This is a genomic window from Streptomyces scabichelini (genome assembly GCF_011045015.1).
Lineage (GTDB): Bacteria > Actinomycetota > Actinomycetes > Streptomycetales > Streptomycetaceae > Streptomyces > Streptomyces scabichelini.
Genome location: NZ_JAAKZY010000025.1, coordinates 23,745 through 41,931, shown reverse-complemented (window position 1 = coordinate 41,931; position 18,187 = coordinate 23,745). Strand labels below are relative to the sequence as shown.

Annotated in this window: 15 protein-coding genes and 8 pseudogenes; 11 read left to right on the top strand and 12 right to left on the bottom strand. The window is 67.8% G+C overall.

The window, feature by feature from the left end; genetic code table 11:
• Positions 1-7: 7 nt before the first annotated feature.
• The 6 genes and pseudogenes from G5C60_RS10785 to G5C60_RS10760 form a co-directional block, all read right to left on the bottom strand.
• Positions 8-631 carry an outer membrane protein assembly factor BamB family protein gene (locus G5C60_RS10785; RefSeq protein ID WP_165257395.1) on the bottom strand — a complete coding sequence of 208 codons (624 nt, stop codon included), beginning with the start codon at positions 629-631 and terminating at the stop codon, positions 8-10.
• A gap of 88 nt (positions 632-719) precedes the next feature.
• Positions 720-1,499 carry a methyltransferase domain-containing protein gene (locus G5C60_RS10780; protein WP_165257392.1) on the bottom strand — a complete coding sequence of 260 codons (780 nt, stop codon included), beginning with the start codon at positions 1,497-1,499 and terminating at the stop codon, positions 720-722.
• A gap of 172 nt (positions 1,500-1,671) precedes the next feature.
• Positions 1,672-2,472: pseudogene (locus G5C60_RS10775) on the bottom strand (recombinase family protein); the annotation flags it as partial.
• Positions 2,473-2,596: 124 nt separating this feature from the next.
• Entirely contained in the window at positions 2,597-3,463 is an 867-nt protein-coding gene (locus G5C60_RS10770; protein WP_165257390.1) for a hypothetical protein, read from the bottom strand.
• Between the two features lie 48 nt (positions 3,464-3,511).
• Positions 3,512-3,910, bottom strand: a complete 399-nt coding sequence (locus G5C60_RS10765; protein WP_165257388.1) for a hypothetical protein — start codon at positions 3,908-3,910, stop codon at positions 3,512-3,514.
• A 337-nt stretch (positions 3,911-4,247) separates the two neighbouring features.
• Positions 4,248-5,240 carry an Imm49 family immunity protein gene (locus G5C60_RS10760; protein WP_165257386.1) on the bottom strand — a complete coding sequence of 331 codons (993 nt, stop codon included), beginning with the start codon at positions 5,238-5,240 and terminating at the stop codon, positions 4,248-4,250.
• A gap of 385 nt (positions 5,241-5,625) precedes the next feature.
• Between G5C60_RS10760 and G5C60_RS10755 the strand changes: the two genes are divergently transcribed.
• The gene (locus G5C60_RS10755; RefSeq protein ID WP_165257384.1) at positions 5,626-6,537 is read left to right on the top strand and encodes a MerR family transcriptional regulator; all 912 of its coding nucleotides are present in this window, start codon (positions 5,626-5,628) and stop codon (positions 6,535-6,537) included.
• Between the two features lie 20 nt (positions 6,538-6,557).
• Here G5C60_RS10755 and G5C60_RS53085 read toward each other — a convergent pair.
• A pseudogene (locus G5C60_RS53085) lies at positions 6,558-7,870 on the bottom strand (NF041680 family putative transposase); the annotation flags it as partial.
• Positions 7,871-8,124: 254 nt separating this feature from the next.
• Here G5C60_RS53085 and G5C60_RS10745 point away from each other — a divergent pair.
• The 5 genes and pseudogenes from G5C60_RS10745 to G5C60_RS10725 all read left to right on the top strand — a co-directional run.
• Positions 8,125-8,490 carry a hypothetical protein gene (locus G5C60_RS10745; RefSeq protein WP_165257381.1) on the top strand — a complete coding sequence of 122 codons (366 nt, stop codon included), beginning with the start codon at positions 8,125-8,127 and terminating at the stop codon, positions 8,488-8,490.
• A gap of 380 nt (positions 8,491-8,870) precedes the next feature.
• A pseudogene (locus G5C60_RS10740) lies at positions 8,871-9,723 on the top strand (IS5 family transposase).
• 239 nt (positions 9,724-9,962) lie between these two features.
• Complete coding sequence (locus tag G5C60_RS10735) at positions 9,963-10,406, top strand: hypothetical protein (RefSeq protein ID WP_165257379.1); 444 nt, start codon at positions 9,963-9,965, stop codon at positions 10,404-10,406.
• Between the two features lie 428 nt (positions 10,407-10,834).
• Positions 10,835-11,455 carry a hypothetical protein gene (locus G5C60_RS10730; RefSeq protein ID WP_165257377.1) on the top strand — a complete coding sequence of 207 codons (621 nt, stop codon included), beginning with the start codon at positions 10,835-10,837 and terminating at the stop codon, positions 11,453-11,455.
• Positions 11,455-11,791 (top strand): annotated as a pseudogene (locus tag G5C60_RS10725) (hypothetical protein); the annotation flags it as partial. The gene G5C60_RS10730 and the pseudogene G5C60_RS10725, both read left to right, overlap by 1 nt.
• Before the next feature lie 166 nt (positions 11,792-11,957).
• Here G5C60_RS10725 and G5C60_RS10720 read toward each other — a convergent pair.
• Positions 11,958-12,345: pseudogene (locus G5C60_RS10720) on the bottom strand (transposase); the annotation flags it as partial.
• A 375-nt stretch (positions 12,346-12,720) separates the two neighbouring features.
• Positions 12,721-14,010, bottom strand: coding sequence for a phosphatase PAP2 family protein (locus G5C60_RS53615; protein WP_165257375.1), 1,290 nt, complete (start codon positions 14,008-14,010; stop codon positions 12,721-12,723).
• 108 nt (positions 14,011-14,118) lie between these two features.
• Here G5C60_RS53615 and G5C60_RS10710 point away from each other — a divergent pair, with 108 nt between their 5' ends.
• A complete protein-coding gene (locus G5C60_RS10710; RefSeq protein ID WP_165257373.1) occupies positions 14,119-14,478 on the top strand; it encodes a GNAT family N-acetyltransferase in 360 nt (119 codons plus the stop codon).
• Positions 14,400-14,705 (top strand): annotated as a pseudogene (locus G5C60_RS10705) (transposase); the annotation flags it as partial. The gene G5C60_RS10710 and the pseudogene G5C60_RS10705, both read left to right, overlap by 79 nt.
• 63 nt (positions 14,706-14,768) lie before the next feature.
• Here the strand turns inward: G5C60_RS10705 and G5C60_RS10700 are convergent.
• Positions 14,769-15,847, bottom strand: a pseudogene (locus G5C60_RS10700) (IS30 family transposase).
• 127 nt (positions 15,848-15,974) lie between these two features.
• A complete protein-coding gene (locus G5C60_RS53080) occupies positions 15,975-16,097 on the bottom strand; it encodes a hypothetical protein (protein WP_277611199.1) in 123 nt (40 codons plus the stop codon).
• Positions 16,098-16,409: 312 nt separating this feature from the next.
• Here G5C60_RS53080 and G5C60_RS10695 point away from each other — a divergent pair.
• The 3 genes and pseudogenes from G5C60_RS10695 to G5C60_RS10685 all read left to right on the top strand — a co-directional run bounded on the left by G5C60_RS10695 (position 16,410) and on the right by G5C60_RS10685 (position 17,797).
• Positions 16,410-16,614: pseudogene (locus G5C60_RS10695) on the top strand (cold-shock protein).
• A 268-nt stretch (positions 16,615-16,882) separates the two neighbouring features.
• Entirely contained in the window at positions 16,883-17,464 is a 582-nt protein-coding gene (locus tag G5C60_RS10690) for a hypothetical protein (RefSeq protein ID WP_165257371.1), read from the top strand.
• Positions 17,465-17,617: 153 nt separating this feature from the next.
• Entirely contained in the window at positions 17,618-17,797 is a 180-nt protein-coding gene (locus G5C60_RS10685; protein ID WP_165257369.1) for a hypothetical protein, read from the top strand.
• A gap of 46 nt (positions 17,798-17,843) precedes the next feature.
• On the opposite strand, the gene G5C60_RS10680 is transcribed toward G5C60_RS10685, so the two are convergent.
• The gene (locus G5C60_RS10680) at positions 17,844-18,155 is read right to left on the bottom strand and encodes a hypothetical protein (protein ID WP_165257367.1); all 312 of its coding nucleotides are present in this window, start codon (positions 18,153-18,155) and stop codon (positions 17,844-17,846) included.
• Positions 18,156-18,187 lie beyond the last annotated feature (32 nt).

Sequence of the window (18,187 nt, the reverse complement as noted above, 5' to 3'; positions counted from 1 at the left end):
ATGAAGCTCAGGGCGCCATGTGTCGGACGAGCCCCCGTGACTTCTGCTGCAGCGCGGCTGTCCACTCCTTTGCATGGGAGTCCGAAGCCGTCTTGAGATAGTGGCTCTCGGCCGCCTGCCAGTTCACCTCGATGTGCGGCATCGGGCGCGTCCACAGCGCATCCCCGCCGAGGACGTCGTAGCCGCTCAGCGCCCAGTCCGGGTCCGTGAAGTGCGCCGCGATCACGGTTCGCCCGTCGCTCACACAGCTGGACATCCTCGGCACGGCGATGTGGCGCAGTACGGTGCCCGACTCGGTGTCCAGGACGGTGACCGTGACCCCCTGGGGGAGGGACGGTCGCGGTGTCCGCTCCCACGGCACCACGACACAGCCGCCCGCCACGGTGAAGTCCCACACGCGGCGCGACGCGGTGTCGCGGTACGGGCTGCGCCACCGTTCCTTACCGGTGTCCAGGTCGAACGCGGTGATCCGCCCGCCGACCGACACGTACACCCGGTCCTCCGTGACCACGGGCTGCGACAGGGTGTCCGCGGGTGCCGTGAGGGTCCACAGCCTCGATCCGGGTTCCTGTTCCAGGCGCGTGACGATCTCGTCCTCGACGTCCTCGAAGTCCCCGACATCCTCCGGCACGGTTCGGTCCCCCTTCCCACCGTCATGGTGCCGCGCGCGCCAGCAACTCGTCGACCACTGCGGCCAGTTGCTCGGCGGTCGATGGCTTTCACAGCCGCCGGACGCGCAGCACGCCGGTCAGCATCGGCAGGGTGAACTCGCCACGGGCGGTCTCCGGTCTACTCTCGAGGAATGCGCGGATCCGGCCCAGCGTGGGCTCTCGTTCCTGCTCCGGCATGACCAGTATCCCGGCGCGCGTCGCGATGGTCGCGACGAGGGAGTCGGCGGTGCGGCGCTGCCCGTGCGGGAATTCGGCCTGCTCCGGCGAGCCGAACCGGGTGGCCACGCCGGTCTTCGGGAGGTGCATGTCGGCCGTCTCGATACGCCAGCTGGCGGGCGTGTCACGCGGGCCGATGGCTGCGCTTCCGCTGACCCGTGCGAGTCCGGCAACCCACTCGACCTGGTCGTCCATGAGGTTCCACAGGCCGGCCAGAATGCCGCCGGGTGCGAGGACCCTGGCGATCTCGGGTCCCGCGACGGCCATGTCGAACCAGTGCATGGCGTTGCCGGCCAGCACGGCATCGACGGAAGCGTCCGGCAGTGGGATCGCCTCGGCACTGCCCCACAGGGCACGGACGCCCGGCAGCGAGCGGCGCAGCTCGGTCAGCATGGCCGGGTCGGGCTCGACCGCGATGACGTCGGCACCCAGCGCGACCAGCGTGGCGGTCAGTTTGCCGGTTCCGGCACCGAGGTCGAGCACGCGTGGGCCCGGCGCGGGCTCGAGCGCCCAGCGCACCGCGGCCTGCGCGTAGTCGGGACGGTGCTCGGCGTAGGCGACCGCCGCTGCGCCGAACGATGAGGCGTGAAGTAGCAGTTCATCCTCATCCACACGGTCACCATATCTGTGCCGCAATTGGTTAACGGGGCGATCGCGAATCCATGGAGGACCTACAAGTATCCTCCCAGCTCAGCCCTTTACTTCAGAGGAACTTGGATCACGTTGCTCTTCCAGCTCGTGGGCTCCCATCGCGGGTGGACGTCGCGCCTCGACAGCCGACGACTCACGTCCGGCACCGTAGGTCGAGCCGCCCTTGTGCCACCTTGTGCTCGGCGTCGGCTGTCTGGATGCACTGCGCAAGGTCCGCAAGACTCTCAGTGATCTTTCGGATCTGCTGCGCGTCGAGTTTCTTGCGCGCCGCCTCTTTGTCTCTCTGGGCCTGGTTGATCCGCTGGGTGACGACGGCTGGGTCGGCTCCGGCTTCGAGGGCTGCTTGGTAGCGGGCGAGTCGTCGCTCGCAGTCCTTGATCGCCTGGCGTGCGTGAGCCTGCTCGGGTGTGTGCGTCTGTGCGGTGCTTGCTGCGGTGCTTGCGAGGGTGAGTGCTTCGATGGTGGCGGTGAGCCGGTCGGGGGCGAAGGCCCGGGCGATCCACTCATCCAGGGCCCGGCAGACGACGTCTTCGCGCAGGTTGACGGTGTGCGGGTGGGTGAGGTCGGGGTAGAGGGCGGCTTGCTGGTCTTTGAATTCGCAGCGGTAGTGGACGTGGTTGCGGATGGTGGCGGGCTGCATCTTGCGCCCGCACCGGCTGTGTCGGACCCGTCCGCGCAGGGCGTAGGGGCGTCCGCCTTGTTTGCCGGTTCGTTCCTGTCGGCCCTGGTTGCGGGCGCGTTGTCTGCGGAGGGTGGCTGCGGTGTCGAAGAGATCGGGGCTGATGATGGCTTCGTGGGCGGGGTCGTTGGGGCGGATCCACTCCTCGGCGGGGTTGTGGGTCATGCTGGTGCGGTGGCCGAGGGTGACGTCGTCGACGTCGAGGAGGCGTTCTTCCTTGCGTTGCCTGTTCCAGATCTCGTAGCCGGTGTAGCGGGGGTTGCGGGCGAAGTGGCCGGAAGCTCCGCCCGCCTGCGGCCGGTGCTGCCACTGAGGTCGCTGCCGGAGCGAAGGCCGTCATCCTGCACTACGCGCAGGCCGCCCAGGCGCCGGTGCAGTACTAAGACGAGTTCCGGTCTCCTTCACCCGCCGCACCCCAGCGCTGCACGAAGTCGGACAAGGCGCGGCGCTGGTCGTCCTCGCGGGCGATCTGCTGGGCGAGCACCTGGCGGTCGATGTAGGGGGCGACGGCGGCGCGGACCAGGCGCTGCATCTCGGCCGGCTCGAGTGCTTCGACCTCCCATTGCACCGGGCGTTCGATGTCGAAGCCATAGCGACGGGCGAAGGCCTTCCACCGGGGATCGCCGCGCTTGCCCTCGGTCGCGGGCAACTCGTGGGCGCGGACCTGGTCGTAGGTGAGCAACACCCGGGTGACCCGGCTCCAGCAGCCGGTGCGCTTAACCCGGTCCCGCTCGATGTCGGAGCCCGAGCAGTCGAAATCACCGATGTACAGCAGGTGAGCCTCACGGTCGTCTTGGGCGGTGCGGTCGCGGACGACGTCGACGTAGGACTGGGAGCCGAAGCCGCGGACCACCAGGACCGGTATGCCGTATTCGGCAAGCCAGCCGGTGAGCAGCTGGCGGAGGGTGTCCTTCTCCGCCGCGACGTAGAGCGCATACTTCTGACCTCGGGTGCGGTCCAGGCTGAACCAGTCAACGACCTCGGACAAGAACGCGCCCGCGTCCGGCCAGGCCGGCGGAACGTGCACCTCGCGGAGGGTGTCGACCAGGTCCGGGAAGCGCCTTTCCCGACGGGCCTGTGCCAGCCGGGAGGACAGACGCCGGTACATCGATGGGGTGTGCGCCAGCACTCCTTCGGAGACCAGCCGGTACATCACCTGGCGAAGCGTGACGCCGCCCTCGTAGCCGTCCACGATCTCCCGGGCCCGGTCCACAACGACCGGCCACCGCCCCCTCTCGCCCGCCATGCGGTACACGTACCCCCGCACGGGCCGAAGCCGCGGACTGCGGGCGGGTCAGGCGTTCGCCGCGGCGACAGCTGCGCGGAACTCCTGCGTCATGAGGGCGACTGAGCCGCGCTGGACGGCAGCCGCGTCCGGCTTGCCCCACACCTCGGACAGCGCGGCACTCATGCGCTGTTCCATCGCCGCGTCGACCACCGGGTGGTACTCCTCTGGGATCTCCCGGGTGTCCTGAACGGCGACCATCGTGCCGAAGCGGGTGCCGATCCGCCCGATCGTGGTGACCTTCCAGCCGAGCTGACGGGCCGCCTTGCGCATCGCGGCCCTGATCAGTTCCACCCCGCCCAGGCCGACGGCCTCCTCATCGTCCAGGTTCACCTGGTACGAGCCACCGAAGCCGCCGGCGCCCTCGGGACAGGCGCGGCGCAGCAACGGGACGAGGGCCTCGGCCATGGCACGGCAACGCTGGTCATGCGCGGGTAGGAAGCCATCCCCGCATCGTAGAGCCGCACCCACGCCCCGGGCCGCCGTACGGGGCCGCTCACTCAAAGAGGCACTCCGAGCGGCGTCCTCCCACGTACGGCAAGACGGACTGAGGCTCGGCGCCGTCGGGGCTACCGGGGTCGCAGGGCGTGGAGATCCGGCAGATGGCGTTCGCCGACGTGGGGCAGGGTGGTCTTGCGTCCTTGGCTGTCGCACAGACGTATGCGCTGCCTCGGTGGGGACGAGTCCGTCTCCACGACGATGTCCTGGATGTCGGGCCAGGCCCACTTCCGCACCCCGGGTGGGCCTACTTGGCGGCCCAGGAGCCCAAGTTGTTCCGGTTCCCCTCCGCCGCCCGGCGCGGCGCGTCCGGCGATCCCAGCAGACCGTACGGCAGATACCCGGACCGGACACCGAGTTCCCACCCATGGACCTGGACGGCGAGGCAGGCCAGGGCGAGGGTGCCGAGGGGGAGGAGGGACCGGGGCGCGGGATTACCGGCATCGGCCTCGACGCTCTCCCGGTATGCGACCAGCCGGGCGACGAGGGCGTCCTCGAAGGCGTGCTGGTCGTCGTCGAGGAGTACGCGGAGCAGCCGCTGGTCCGCGCTCAGCGCGTCGCCGACCTCGTCGAGCCGCCGGGCGGCCTCCGCACGCTCCCCGGCGTCCGGCTTGCACAGCGGAACCGTAGGCCAGTCGCGGGGCAGATGCCCGGCCGCCTCGGTGAGATAGGGGCACAGGGCGTCCATGGCGGCGAGGTCGGCGGGGTCGGAGACGGAGGTGTACCGGTTGTAGGGCACGCCGTCACGGATGGCGGGCGCGTAGTCGCCGCGCAGCAGCAGCCCGGTGGCCCGTTCCCAGTCCCACACATGCCCGCTGACGACACACATCTCGAACATGTCGAGCCAGGTCCGCGCGGTGGGCGCCTCCTTGACGACGTCCCGGAAGGTGATGGGCCCGTCCCCGAACTCGTCGTCGTCCGGGTCCGTGCTGATCCGCTCCCCGACGAGGGGGAACCGGAGTTCCTGGTCCCCGCTCGGGAAGCACATGATGCTCAGCACTCCGTGCACACACTCCGCGGCGGTGACGGCGACCGTGCCGGCCGCAGCGTCGAGCCCCGGCTCCGTCACCGTTCGCGCGGCGACATGGTCGAGTAGTTCGTCCGCCATGGCCCGGATCAGCGTCGGCGAGATGCTGCCGTACCGCAGCGAGTGCCACCGCGTGTAGGCCCGCCCGTCGATGTCGTCGAGCGCCTCGGCCAACCGATACTCGCCGACCTGATGGCATGTCACATTCCGCACGTACCCCGTCCCTTCATGAACTCCACGACTGGACGAAGCACGTTATCAACGGGCACTGACAGCACTAGAGCGTTTCTTTCGGATCACCTCGCCGACCAGATGATGAAGGTAGATGGCGGCGGTCTTGTCGTATCGAGTGGCCAGACCGCGCCATTGGTCGGGTAGCCGGGGCATGTTGCCATGACCCGGCCCCCTCAGAACCGGGCCGTGGCAACCCGGTTCGATTGACTTGCGGTTCGGTTCGAGGCGACGGTTCAGGTCGCGGCGATTCATCAGTGGCTGTGAACCCTCAGCCTGCCGTCGGTGTGTATGGGGTTGCACCTTCCGTAGCGGCATGTGGTCCGGTGGACTTACGTCCCGATGCCTTGAGGAAAGGTCCCTGCTCATGCATTCGTCTTTCATGCCACCCCGCCAGGTCAAGATCGGTGACGCGGCGGCCTTCGCCGGCAGCACGCCACGGGCGATTCGCCATTACCACGAGATCGGGTTGCTCCCCGAGCCTGAGCGGGGCGGCGATGACCGCCGCCGCTACGGGTACGAGGACATGATCCGCCTGCTGTGGATTCGCAAGATGGCCGATGCCGGGATCGCCCTGGACGACATCCGTGACGCCTTTACCACCGGCACGGCTTCCGCCGGTGCGGACAGCGGAGAAGGTATCGCGGGCATCCTGGAGCGGTTGGAGGAAACCCTCGCCGAGCAGGAGGCGGAATTGCGGCGGCAACGGACCGCCGTGCAGCGGATGCGCACCGAAGGCAGCCGGATGGGCCTGCTCTCCGACCTCGTCACCGAACGCCTCAAGAGCCTGCCCGAGGGCTCCCTGCGTCAGGCGGACCTGGACAGTCTGCTGGTCACTGAGCGGATCTTCGGCCCGCTCGGCGCGGCCGTCCAGGCCACCCGCTTCGTCGTCCTGGCCACGCATCCCACTCTGCGGGAAGATTCCGACCGCATCGATGACGCCGAGGAGGCACTCGATGACAGTGTCGCCGTCGATGATCCACGGGTGGCTCAAGTGGCCGTCGAGCGGCACACCTTCGAAAGCGCCCTGCAGGCCGTCATAGAGGAGTCCGGCCTGGGTAAGGACGACGATGACCTCTTCGACGCCTGGGACACTTTGCACCCTGCCACCGCCGATGACGGCGAGGGCGAGGCCGACCTCAGCTCTGGCAGGCGGGAGGCTGACTCCATGAGCGTGTTGGAAGCCACCGGCAACATGCCCTACGACTTCTCCCCAGCCCGCCTGCGCTGTATGGAACTGGCCGAAGAACTCTCCGCCCAAGACTCACCCGCTACCTAAAACACGGCCTAGGCCCAATGCCGTGGCGCACGGGCCGGGCAGACGAGAGGTGGGCGGAGGTTCCTGAACCCGCGGCGGACGCGGGCAGGGGTGAGCCGACCGGGCTCGGTCGGCCTCTCCCAGGGGCGCCGGAGGTCGGCGGCCAGCGGGCGGGCGAGGCGGAGTTGAGTGTGGGCGGCGACGATCAGCCAGGTCCACCGGTCCGCCGCCTCGGGTGTACGGAGCTTCGGACGGGTCCAGCCGAGGATCTGCTTGATCATTCTGAAGGTGTGTTCAAGATCGAATCTGCGCAAGAATACCTGCCAGCGCAGGTCGACGTCCTCGCCGGTCATCCCCGTGGCCGACGACCACAGCCAGACCGGGAGCGGATCGTGGCCACCGGGCAGACGGTCGACCTCCAGGCGGATCAGTGTCCCCTCGATGACGGGGAGTTCGCCGGTGTGGTCGATCCACGCGGAGCGGGTAGTCAGCCTCGGGTGGACGCGGTCCCAGGCCATCACGCGAGCGGTCCCGTAGCGGTCGGTGGCCTGGACAGTCGCGGCATCGGGCTCGCCCCAGGTTGCGGGCTTGGCGAAGCGGAACTCCTTGCCGTGTTTCGGCGGACGTCCGCCCTGCGGCGGCGAGATCCACGGCACCGGGACGGGCTTGCGCATGACGCGGTCCGTGCGCATACGCCCCAGGACCTCCACCGGCAGACCGTCGAGGAGGTAGGCCATGCGCGGAGCGTCGTAGCCGGCGTCGAAGACGATCAGGATGTCACGGTCACCTGCCTTCCAGCGCCCACATTGATGAGGTCGGTGACCACCTGGCGGGCCTGGGACGCGGTGACCTCGGCAACGTCGTCGGCCGGTCCCAGCCGCAGCGCGTCCAGGATCTGGCACCACGAAGTCCGGCCCGACTCCAGCGCGGCAACGAACGAGTAGGGCCAGCCGGGCACGAACTGGTCCGACGAGCGCCCGCTGCGGCCGTAGGCATGACAGAACAAGCGGTCCGCACTGGTCGGCGCGCCGGGCCGGAGCCAGTGGATGACGTCGACGGCCAGGACCAGACGCCCGTCGGCGGCCACGGGCTGCGGCAGCCCGGCCAGCACCTGCCGCAGCCGCGGCACATCGACGTCCCCGCGGTTCAGCGCGTCGTACATCGCGCCGTGCCCACGCCGATGCTCGGCCGTCAGCGTCAGATCGACCGGCGTGGCCACCGGACCGTCCGCGCACAGCAGCGCGTCGGTCAGCTCGAACAGCGTGTCCCCGCGCACGGGCAGGGAGTCGAAGAAGTCGCCCCGGAAGCGTGACGCCACTGCGAACGCCTCCCGCCGGACATCGGGTTGCAGCACAGACTCATTCCCCCCACGGCCTTCGTACTGGTCAAGTGCCTCTTTGGTCGGAGCACAGGATCAGACGAAGGCCGTGTCCACGTCCCCGGAATCCTCGTACGAGCGATCACGTTCGGGACATCGTTCGAGGTCAGACCATAAAGAACAAGCTGAGAAGCGTGTCTGATCCCGGCATGTCAAGAGCGACAGAGGCAAGCACACAAGTGCGATGTCTCATCCGAGATGATGGATTCATCACATCTGCGCATGGGTTGATGAGCAGTCAGGCGGATGCTTCCAGTGAAGGCATCAGCGTCTCACCTGGAGGTCTCATGCATCCTCGCCGTGCCCTCGCCGCTGTTATCTCTGCAACGGCTGCCGCCGTGCTGGTCCTAGGCGCAGCCCCCGGAGCCTTCGCTGACGGGCCGTGCGGCAGCACGGCTGATCCGGATGCGGATGTCGACGTCAGCGGCAGCGCGGCCGGCTCCGATGCGGATGTCGACGTCACTGCCGATGTGGACGATCAGGGAGCCGAGGTTGGTGCTGTCATCGAGGCCGAGACCGAAGCCGACATCCCTGTCTTCGTCTTCGACGACGAAGTGGGGAACAGCTACCGAAACTGCGCCAACGTTCAGATTTAACTGGAGTAGGGCTCATCAGGCTGAGGGCCTGGCGGGACATGGCAACCGCCAGGCTGCCTGAAGCTTCCGTTGCCGTTCGGCTGTCCATCGACGGCGAGCCGAACGGCAAGCAGAGTCACTACCGCTCTCCATGACGCTGTGACGTGCGGAATGGGGATGTGACACAGCTTCTTACTGAGCGTTTGGTCCTGTCTCGGTCGAGTCGGTGTCGTTTCCAGGGTCCTGCAACGCCGGGGCCGCTGTGCTTGATGGGACAGTCGACGCGTCCGCGACGCCTGGGGGTCGTTTCGTTCCGGCTGCTCCTGTCTGCTCCCAACACACCCCCGAGCGCCGCCTTTTGACCACTGGCGGGACCGACGGCGGTCGGCTATCTCGCAAACATGACCCCGCACAGCCCCTGTCCCAGCGACCTGCCGGACGCGCGCTGGGCGCTGATCGAACCCGTCCTGACAGCCTGGCGGAACCAGCGCCGCGCCCGGGCGCCGGCCATCGGCCGACCGCCCGAACACGACCTGCGCCAGATCATGAACGCCATCCTGTACGTGGACCGCACCGGCATCCCCTGGCGCTACCTGCCGCACGACTTCGCCCCCTGAGCCACGGTGTACGGGTACTTCGCCAAGTGGCAGCAGGACGGCGTGTTCGAGCAGCTCACCGGCCTGCTGCGGCGCCTGGTCCGCGAAGCCGAGGGCCCAGGCCCGGAGCCGTCGGCCTGCGTGCTGGACTCCCAGAGCATCAAGACCTCCGCCCATGTCCACCTCACGCATCAGGGCACGGACGCCGGGAAACGGATCATCGGACGCAAGCGCCACCTCGGCTGCGACACCCTCGGCCTGCTGCTGACCGTGCCGGTCGCCGCCGCCGGCGTCTTCGACACCGCAGCCGGCGTGACCCTGCTGTCCCGCATCGCCGCCGCCCACCCGCATATCACGAAGGCCTGGGACGAAGGCCTGGGTGGACGCGGGCTACCGCACCACCGCCATCGACCACGGCGCCCGCCTCGGCATCGACGTCCACCCCGTCCAACGCCCGGGCGGCGCCCGCGGGTTCACGATCATCCCGAGACGGTGGACCATCGAGCGCAGCATCGGCCGGCTCATGCACCACCGACGCCTCGCCCGCGACTACGAGAGGCACCCGCACCGCTCCGAAGCCATGATCCACCTCGCGATGATCGACCTCATGGCCCGCAGACTCACCGGCGAAGCCACCCTGAACTGGCGCGGAACCTGACCCGGTACCAAACACGAATCACCGGACCAAACGCTCAGTAAGAAGCCGTATCTCAACCGATCTTGGAACGTGTGGATCGAACGGAGTTCCTGGACGGTGATCTTCCGGCGGTACGCGCGTGAAGCCAGGGGTGAGTGCTCGTTCGTGGTCGTTGCGAGGTGAGTTGAGGGGGCTTTGAGTTCAAGTCGGGGCTAGCCTGACGGGCCCTGCTCGCTCGATGGTGAGGAGAGTAAGTGCCCATGCTGATCAACGCTGTTGATGTCCGCCCGCGCGTGTACTACAGGACCATCCAGATCGGCCCCATCCTCTTCGAACAAGCACCGGCGGAGGACGACATTGTTCAGATCCCCGGGGAAGGCTGGAGCCTTACCTCCAGCGACAACGATTTCTACCCTCTGGTGCGTTTGGAGGTGTGGGACGGGCCCGCTCCTCAGCCATCAGGCTCTTGGGAGTATGAACGGGCTTTCCGTTCTCCGATGGAAGATCGCCTCGCGGTGGTCGACTTGGGTGGCGTCTGCTACGGGGAGATCGCGCTGCGGCCGGGGCACTATCACCTGCGTTTGCTCTGCCGAGGGCGAGATCATGTTGAGGCTTCGCTGGCACTCGATCCCTTCCCTCCTGTAGGGCCGCACGACGATCCCCTTGAGGTCTGGGTTGTTCAGATTTGGCCTAGTGCTGACTGAAAATCCGCATCTCAACCGACCTTGGAACGTGTGAATCGAACGGAGTTCCTGGACGGCTGATCTTCCGGCGGTACGCGCATGAAGGAAGGGCCTCCTGGTAGCTCGGGAGTGCGATCCCATTCCGAGCGGTTCCCGGAGGCCCTGTTGTCGTTGGTGTACGCGTCCGAGCCGTCGAGTTCAACTCGCCCGCCCTGTCGTGCGATTGCCTCGCGCACGTGTACGGCAACGCGGCTGATCATCCGGACCGGGTGCGCCGGTATCCGTCGGACATGACTGACGGGAGTGGGTGGCTGTGCGGCCGTGGCAAGTCGTCGGCGGTAGCGGCGACTTGAGTGCGCAGCCGCGTAGCGAAGGGGGAGGGGGCGTGACTGTCAGACCCCTGTGTCATAGTCCGCGGCATGATCTCAGCTAAGGATCCAGACGACCTCGTGGGCACCGCAGACACCGTTGAAGCCTTGTTACGGCAATGGGTGGATCACATCAACCGCTATCGCGAAAGGTGCACGCCCAGGCCAGAATGGTTCGCCTACGTAGGCGAGTTGGCGCTGGAGGAGACGGTCACCGGGTTCGGGATGGGTAGCGGCGGCTATTCTCACGAGGATCTGCCCACAGGACTGAGCAAGGCTCCGGTGTACGCGGGCTTCTACTGGTGCCGGGAGGACGACAAGCCTCCGGTGGCCCGGGCCAACATCGTTGTCGTGCCGCTGGCAGACGCCGCCCGTATCAGGGCGGCCGACTGGGGCGACGGATATGACGGCTACGAACCGGCCCCGCTGGAAGGATATGCCGTCTTGTGCAGCAACCCGTTCGACCCGAAGCGGGCCGGTGAGGAAGGCGCCGAGGTCCATCTCCGCAACGCCAAGTCCATCATCGCGGCTGGCGACCGTGAAGGTCGCCAAGCCAACTATGCCGAAATCGTCACCGATCCGGACCGCGGAGGCAACGCCCTGTTCTTTCCCGTAGAGGGGGAGGAAAGGGGCGGCTACGAAGCGGTGGAGCCGGACGGAACCGTTGTCTGCCTCGCCTTCATCGACTACGACTCCTACTAGCCCTCCACGACAGCTCGCCCGACATCACCGCTGGCGTTCGCCACGCCATCGCACTCTTCCGAGGGCGTGATGCGTCTTCTGAGAGCAAGAGGTCGGCGATCTTCAACCTCGCCCGTGTGCTGGAAGAGCGCCGAGCCCTGATCAAGGAACACCTCGGAAACGACGAGGGTGCGCTGTTCGAGATCGCCCAACCGCTTCGACCTGCGTCACCGTCGGGCCGACCAACGCGGCGACTACGACGCAGCGTTCCTCGACTGGATCTTCTGGTGGTACCTGGCCACGGTGGAGCTGACCAGCAAGCTCATCATGTCTCGCGGTCTTCCCCCTGTGAGCTGATGCGCCGGACTGAGAGGCTGTATCTCGACCGATCTTGGAACGTGTGGATCGAACGGGGTTCCTGGTCGGGTGATCTTCCGGCGGTACGCGCATGAAGGCAGGGCCTCCTGGTAGCTCGGGGGTGCGATCCCATTCCGAGCGGTTCGGGCGGCCATCCGGCCGCTGCGCCTCGGTCCACGGGGCTCGGACCTGTGTGTTCGCCCCCTTTTTTAGCCCTGACGTGGGCGGTGTCGAGGACGACGCGGGTGACGTCGATGAGGCCGGCGTCGTCGAGCCGGTGCAGCACGGCTTCATGCAGACGGCCCCAGACGCCAGCTCTGGACCAGATGAGGAATCGCCGGTGTGCAGTGGACTTCGAGACGCTGAAGCAGGGCGGCAGCGCCCGCCAGGCACAGCCGCTGGCCAACACGTAGATGATGGCCGCGAACAGCGTCTCATCAGGGGTGTTGGCTGTTTCCGCCGCCCTGCGGCCGTGTTCGTTGCTCCGGGATCAGCGGCTTCGCGATGTCCCACAGCCCGTCCGGCACGATCCAACTCCACGTTCCCCGCCCCATACCGGGTCAACGCCCGCCTCACCACGTAGGACACCGTCTTAGCGTGTAACCGCAGGTGGCGGGGGTTGGGGAGCGAGTCTGTAAAGGCTCTAGCTCTGTGAACTCTGCCCCGATTTGGGTGGCTGTCCGGCGAAAGCCCCACGGGACAACGGAGTTCCCCATAGACAGGAGATCGACCAAGATCCTTCTGTCGCGCGAGGAACTCCGTTGGATGCTCAGTGTCGCACCCTGCCCGCAACAACCAGGCTGCATGACCGGATACGGCGACGGACCGGCCGTAAGCGGTATCTGTCGGCTTCGAGGCGACGGGCCAGGGCGCCGGTGTCGGTGCTGTCCCGAGCTGTCCTCCCGGCGTTGGTGGAAGGGACGGCCGCGTCAGCGCCGCTGGAAGGCGCGGTTCAGGACGTCGCGGGTGACCGCCAGCCCGAGCCGGTGCCCGTGCTCGGAGGCGAAGCGGTAATGCACGCCGGCCCAGATTCGCGCCTCCAGGAGTTCGGCTGTCGCCGCCTGAAGGCTGCCGTAGTGGCGGGTCGTGCCGGAGGCGGGGCTGTACGCGGCGAACGTGAGGTCGTCTCGGCCGAAGAACGACCCCAGGGCCGTCATGACCGCCGTGGTGAAGCAGGCGTGGCCCGACGGGTACTCCGGCGACGGGGCGGTGACCCGCAGCGGCGTCCAGTCCGGGTCGGGATCGGTGGCCGCGTTGCCGTCGGTGCCGGCGAGCGGAATGGCCGTCACCGGGCGCCAGAAGTTCCAGTGCACCTTGGCCTTGTAGCAGGCGATCAGGGTGTCGGCGGAGGCCACGTACACCATGGCGAGCAGCCGGGCCGTCCGCAGGCTGTTGAGGCGGTGCGCGTCGGCGAGTTGCCGGGTGATCGACCATTCAACCATCCGGGGGTCGTCCCACCAGATCGCCGCCTCGGTCTGGTCCTCGGTGCGGACGGTGCTGGTGGCCGCGCCGAGGCTCTTGACCTCGTTCAGGTCGCGGGCCCAAGCGGCGCCGGTCAGGGCCGGCGGGGGCTTGACCCGGTAGGCGCCGGCGTCGGGGACGACGAACGGCTTCAGGTTCGGCACCCAGGCGCCGACGTTGACGTAGCCGGGCGGGGTGAGCCGGTATTCGCCCGGCTCGGTGCCGACGGTCCACGGCGCGGTGGGATCGAAGCCGTCGTCACGGCGGCTCTCGGTCATCGCCGCGGCGGCGGCCCTGCCGACGGCCACCCCGCCGTCCTCGGCGCGGCCGTCGGGGATCGCGGCCAGCGCCTCGTCGTACCGGGCTTTCAGCGACTCGGCCTGCCCGGGGAAGAGCCACAGCAGCGTGTCGTGGGCGGCCGCGGCGACCGCCGCGGCGGTGGAGTCCCCAGGGCGGCTGCGGGGCGCGCTGACCAGGGGCTCGTACGGACGGCCGGCGACGGCGTTGACCGCGTCGTACACGGCGCCCTGCACGATGGCGAAGCTGCGGTTGCCGGTGGTGGGCGACTGCTTGGCGGTGTCGTAGATGGCGGTCTGGGCGTGGATGTTCCAGGCGAGGACGGGATTGCCCGGGGCGGCCTCCACGCCGCTGTGTGCCTCGGCGGTGGTGGCCGTCAGCGGGACGGTCAGGGCGAGTGCGGTGAGGACCGCGATACGGCGTAACCCTCTGAATGATCCGGCGAGCGGGCGTTGTGTCACGAGACCCCCATGGGCTAGTCGGTGACAGATTGTCAGAGCCTATAGGCAGGGGTCAGTTTTTGTCGTTACATCGACAATCATCGACAATCCGGCGGGGTTCACACCCGGATGTCCGTCACCTCGGCGACGAATGCGCGGGCTCCGGCCGGGAGCACTCGGCCGGAGTGCGTCGGGGTGCGGAACGGGCAGCTCATCGCCGGCGGAATCGGTCTCCTCGTGCCGCAGTACTTCGGCGGGCAGGCCGTGCCCTCCGCGCCGCTCAGCGCCGGGTGCGTGGCCCCTGAGGAGCGCGGCGCCCGGCTCTCCGTCGACATGCTCGCCGAACGGCTGCGCCACCTACGCGACCAGGGCGCGGTGGTCTCCACGCTGTGGACGACATCGAGCGGGTACGTCCGCCGACTCGGCTGGGAGGCCCCCGTCCCCGTCTTCGCATGGTCCATCGCCACCGACGACCTCAAATGGTCATGATCAGCGACCGTCCCGCCGAGGTTGCCGACCGGGCCATCCCCGGCCACTGGGAAGGCGAACTGATCATCGGCAAGCAAGGCGGCTCCGCCATCGGCACGCTGGTTGAACGTTCCACCCGCTACGTGATGCTCCTGCACCTGCCAGGCGGTCGTGGCACCGAACTGGTCCGCGACGCACTGGCGGAGACCGTGACTACTTTGCCGGCCCACCTGAAGCGGTCACTCACCTCGCCAGGAACTCGACGCCGTCGCGGCCGAGGGCGGATTCCAGCGATCATCGCAACACAGTGATCATTCCAGTGTTGCGACAAGCTTAACGAAGAGGTCAGCGGGGGTCTGCCAGCCGAGGGTCCTGCGGGGGCGACTGTTGAGTTCGGCGGCAACGAAGGTGAGGTCCTCGGCGCTGAAGATGGACAGGCCGGTGCTCTTCGGGAAGTACTGGCGCACCAGGCCGTTCGTGTTCTTGTTCGAGCCGCGCTGGCACGGGCCGGCGGGTTCGCAGAAGTAGACGGGGATGCCGGCGGCGCGGGTGAACTCGTCGTGACGGCTCATCTCGCTGCCCTGATCCCAGGTCAGCGAGTGGGCGAGCTCGGCGGGCAGGTCGGTGAAGGCGTGCAGGAGCGCGTCGCGGACGTTCTCGGCGGAGTGGCTGTCAGGGCGGTGGAGAAGCTTGACGTAGCGGGTAGTGCGGTCGACCAAGGTTCCGATCGCGGAGCGGTTGGACGTGCCGACGATGAGGTCGCCTTCCCAGTGCCCGGCGACCGCGCGGTCGTCAACTTCCGCTGGCCGGTGGCTGATCAGCGTTCCCGGGTCGATGAACCGAGTGGCGCGCTGAGCAGCGCGCCTACGACGTCGACGCGCGGGACGGCCGGTGCGCAAAGTGCCGGCCGTGCGCTCCAGGCCGCCGCGATGCGGCAGGTAGACGGCCTGGTAGATGGTCTCGTGCGCCAGGTGACGGTCGGGTTCGTCCGGGAAGGCGGCGCGCAGGGACTGGCAGATCTGCTCCGGGCTCCAACGCCGGTCCAGGCTGCTGGATGAAGGGGTGGTATTTGCCGGTGCGTGGGTCGCGGTTACGGCGCACCTCCCGGCTAATCGTGGCTGGGGCCCGGGCGAGTTCCCGGGCAATGGTGCGCAGGGACTGCCCGGCGCGGAGGAGGTCGGCGATGACGATCCGCTCGTTCTCCGACAAGAACCGCTTGGAGACCGGGTCGGATTCCCGTACCTCGGTGATCGGCAGGTAGACACGTACGTTGCGGGCCCGGTCGACGACCTTCCTTCCGTACCTCCAGCGGTTCCCGGTCTTGCGGTTGATTCCCACCTCTCGGCACGCGGCCGAGTTGCTCATCCCCTGCGCCATGAGGCGAAGGTATTGATCACGCTTGTCTGCCAACGGCGCGGGTCCGGGCTTCTTCGGCTTCCGACGCGGCTTGGTCATCGCGACAACCCCGAGGGTCAGGTGTTGCAACCACCTCTAGAACCCAAGGCCGGTCCAGGGGGTCAGCCGGGCAGGTCAGCTTCGATGTCGTTGCGCTCGTGGTCGCGGAAGGAGCGCCGCTTCGCCACCGGGGCGGCAGTACCACTCGCGAACTCGACCCGGTAGCACTCCGGTTCCTCGTCCATGCCCCTTCCTTCCCCGCCGCTTCAGTGGGGGCCAACTATGCCAAGCGAGGCCACGGCGCCCGCATCCCGGCCTGGGTCGGCACTGAGCGCCGACGCGCGGATCACTACTGAGAGCATTCATGCCCCGGCTGGATCACGGCTGTTGCTCTCTGGTAGGAGATGGTTTCGCCGTGTAGCGGCGCTGTTCAGATGTCATGGTTCGCAGTACCTGCCCGCGCTCCGGCGCGGGCGCTTTGCTGTGCAGCGCCGGACCAGGGCGATCACCTCCGGATCCGCGCGATGCTGGTCCGATATCGACTGGAAGGCACCAGTATGGCCAGGGGAACCGTCAAGTGGTTCAACGCCGAAAAGGGCTTCGGCTTCATTGCCCAGGACGGCGGCGGACCGGACCGTCTTCGCGCACTACTCCAACATCAACTCCTTCGGCTTCCGCGAGCTGCTGGAAGGCCAGGTCGTGACCTTCGACGTCACTCAGGGGCAGAAGGGCCCGCAGGCGGAGAACATCACGCCCGCCTGACATCGTGGTCACACTTCGTCGGGCCTCCGGAACACGTGTTCCGGAGGCCCGACGCATTCCGTGAAGCCGATGCAGCATGCGTGTCTCCTCCTCAGAGGGACGTTCCGATGTGGGCCGCGCTGCTCACTCCGGCCGACCGGCGAGGCCTCACCCGCTGTTCTGGTCCAACCCCTCGGCATGGACGTCCGGCTGAACCTCACTGCGGTCACTGTGCCCAGTGCCCGCGCGTCCGAGCCCCGGCTGCCGACGCCTCCTAAACTCTCATGTCATGCTCTCTCCATCCCCTCATGCCACGGTGCTGCATGCCGGCCGCAGGACCATGCTGGGCCTGCTGATTGCGGCTGTCGTCCCACTTCTCCTTGGGTTCTTTGGGGTGGGCGGACTGGTGACGGGCCGGGTCACCACGGAGACACTGGTCATGGTGGGGGTTGGCGCGCTCGGCGTACTGATGCTGGTGGTGGCATGGCGGCAGCGGCATCAAAAGATCGCCGCAGACCACACGGGACTATGGGTCCACAATGGCCGTGCCCAGCAGGTCATCCGGTGGGAATCGGTGGCCGGCATCGGCGTGTACTACGCCGCACAGGCCGTATCGCTGGAGGTGGTTCCCCGCGGCCCGGCCAATGACCGCGACCCGGTCCTGCGTGCGCTGATCCACGATGACGAACCTCTGGCACCAGAACTGGCCCGAGTCCGCTATCGCATCACACTGCCCCAAGTCGGATGGCGCACTCTGGTGGAGGCGGTCCGGCGCCACAGCGAACCCCACCCCTCCCTCCGGTGGTGCGGTCAGATCAACTACAACCCGGTCATGGCGGCTCTTGCCCGTCGGCGGTCTGATCGCACCTGACGGCGCCGAAAGCCCCGGTGATGCAGGAGGCCCCGGACTGAGGCGCATTCAAGAGGGCTGCCTGCATCTCGTGGTCGCTCTCCTGCCAGCGCAGAGACGCCAGTTGCTCCGGGACACTGGCACCAGTGGCTGACCGAGACGGTCGGCGACGCCATGGCCGCACCCTTCAGCCTGTACCTGGACGGCAGCATCCGGAGAGTGAGCGCGTGGGCGCAGGAGCGCAAGGAGGCCGAAGGCGAACCCCGGGTCCAGGTTTCCGCCCGCCGGCACCAGCCGCTGCACCTCGCGTGGCGCAGGAAAAACGACAACCCCGCCCCGCCCTCGCCGCACTGATCTCAGCCATCCTGCCGTCTGTTCGAGACGTTGCGGACTGGCCGGGTCAGGTTCGGGCGATCAGTTTGATCTCGTGCAGCACTTGGCCAAGCTTGTTGATCACCTTGGCCGGCATGCCGACCACGAAGCGCACCGGATGGTCTTGGGCATCAGACCGGAGCTTGGCGGGCAGCCGGCCGAGACGGCCGCGGAAGTCCCGGGTGTACTGCCCTATGACCAGTTCTCTGGGCATCGTGGTGGTTTTTCCGCAGTTGTCACAGATGATCGTGAGCAGGCAGCCGTGGACGTAGGTGAGCCGATGAAGCTGCTCTCCGCTGCAGGTGCACTCCAGATACGCGGTCTCCGTGGTTTCGGTCATGGTCGGCTCCTTGGCTTCCTCAAAGGCGCACC

Bases quoted from the DNA above. Each gene is read 5' to 3' on its own strand.
- G5C60_RS10690 (WP_165257371.1), top strand. From the start codon at position 16,883: ATGCTCTCTCCATCCCCTCATGCCACGGTGCTGCATGCCGGCCGCAGG.
- G5C60_RS10765 (WP_165257388.1), bottom strand. From the start codon at position 3,910: ATGGCCGAGGCCCTCGTCCCGTTGCTGCGCCGCGCCTGTCCCGAGGGC.
- G5C60_RS10680 (WP_165257367.1), bottom strand. From the start codon at position 18,155: ATGACCGAAACCACGGAGACCGCGTATCTGGAGTGCACCTGCAGCGGA.
- G5C60_RS10755 (WP_165257384.1), top strand. From the start codon at position 5,626: ATGCATTCGTCTTTCATGCCACCCCGCCAGGTCAAGATCGGTGACGCG.
- G5C60_RS10735 (WP_165257379.1), top strand. From the start codon at position 9,963: ATGCTGATCAACGCTGTTGATGTCCGCCCGCGCGTGTACTACAGGACC.
- G5C60_RS10770 (WP_165257390.1), bottom strand. From the start codon at position 3,463: ATGGCGGGCGAGAGGGGGCGGTGGCCGGTCGTTGTGGACCGGGCCCGG.
- G5C60_RS53080 (WP_277611199.1), bottom strand. From the start codon at position 16,097: ATGGACGAGGAACCGGAGTGCTACCGGGTCGAGTTCGCGAGTGGTACT.
- G5C60_RS10685 (WP_165257369.1), top strand. From the start codon at position 17,618: ATGGCCGCACCCTTCAGCCTGTACCTGGACGGCAGCATCCGGAGAGTG.
- G5C60_RS10710 (WP_165257373.1), top strand. From the start codon at position 14,119: ATGTCCGTCACCTCGGCGACGAATGCGCGGGCTCCGGCCGGGAGCACT.
- G5C60_RS10745 (WP_165257381.1), top strand. From the start codon at position 8,125: ATGAGCAGTCAGGCGGATGCTTCCAGTGAAGGCATCAGCGTCTCACCT.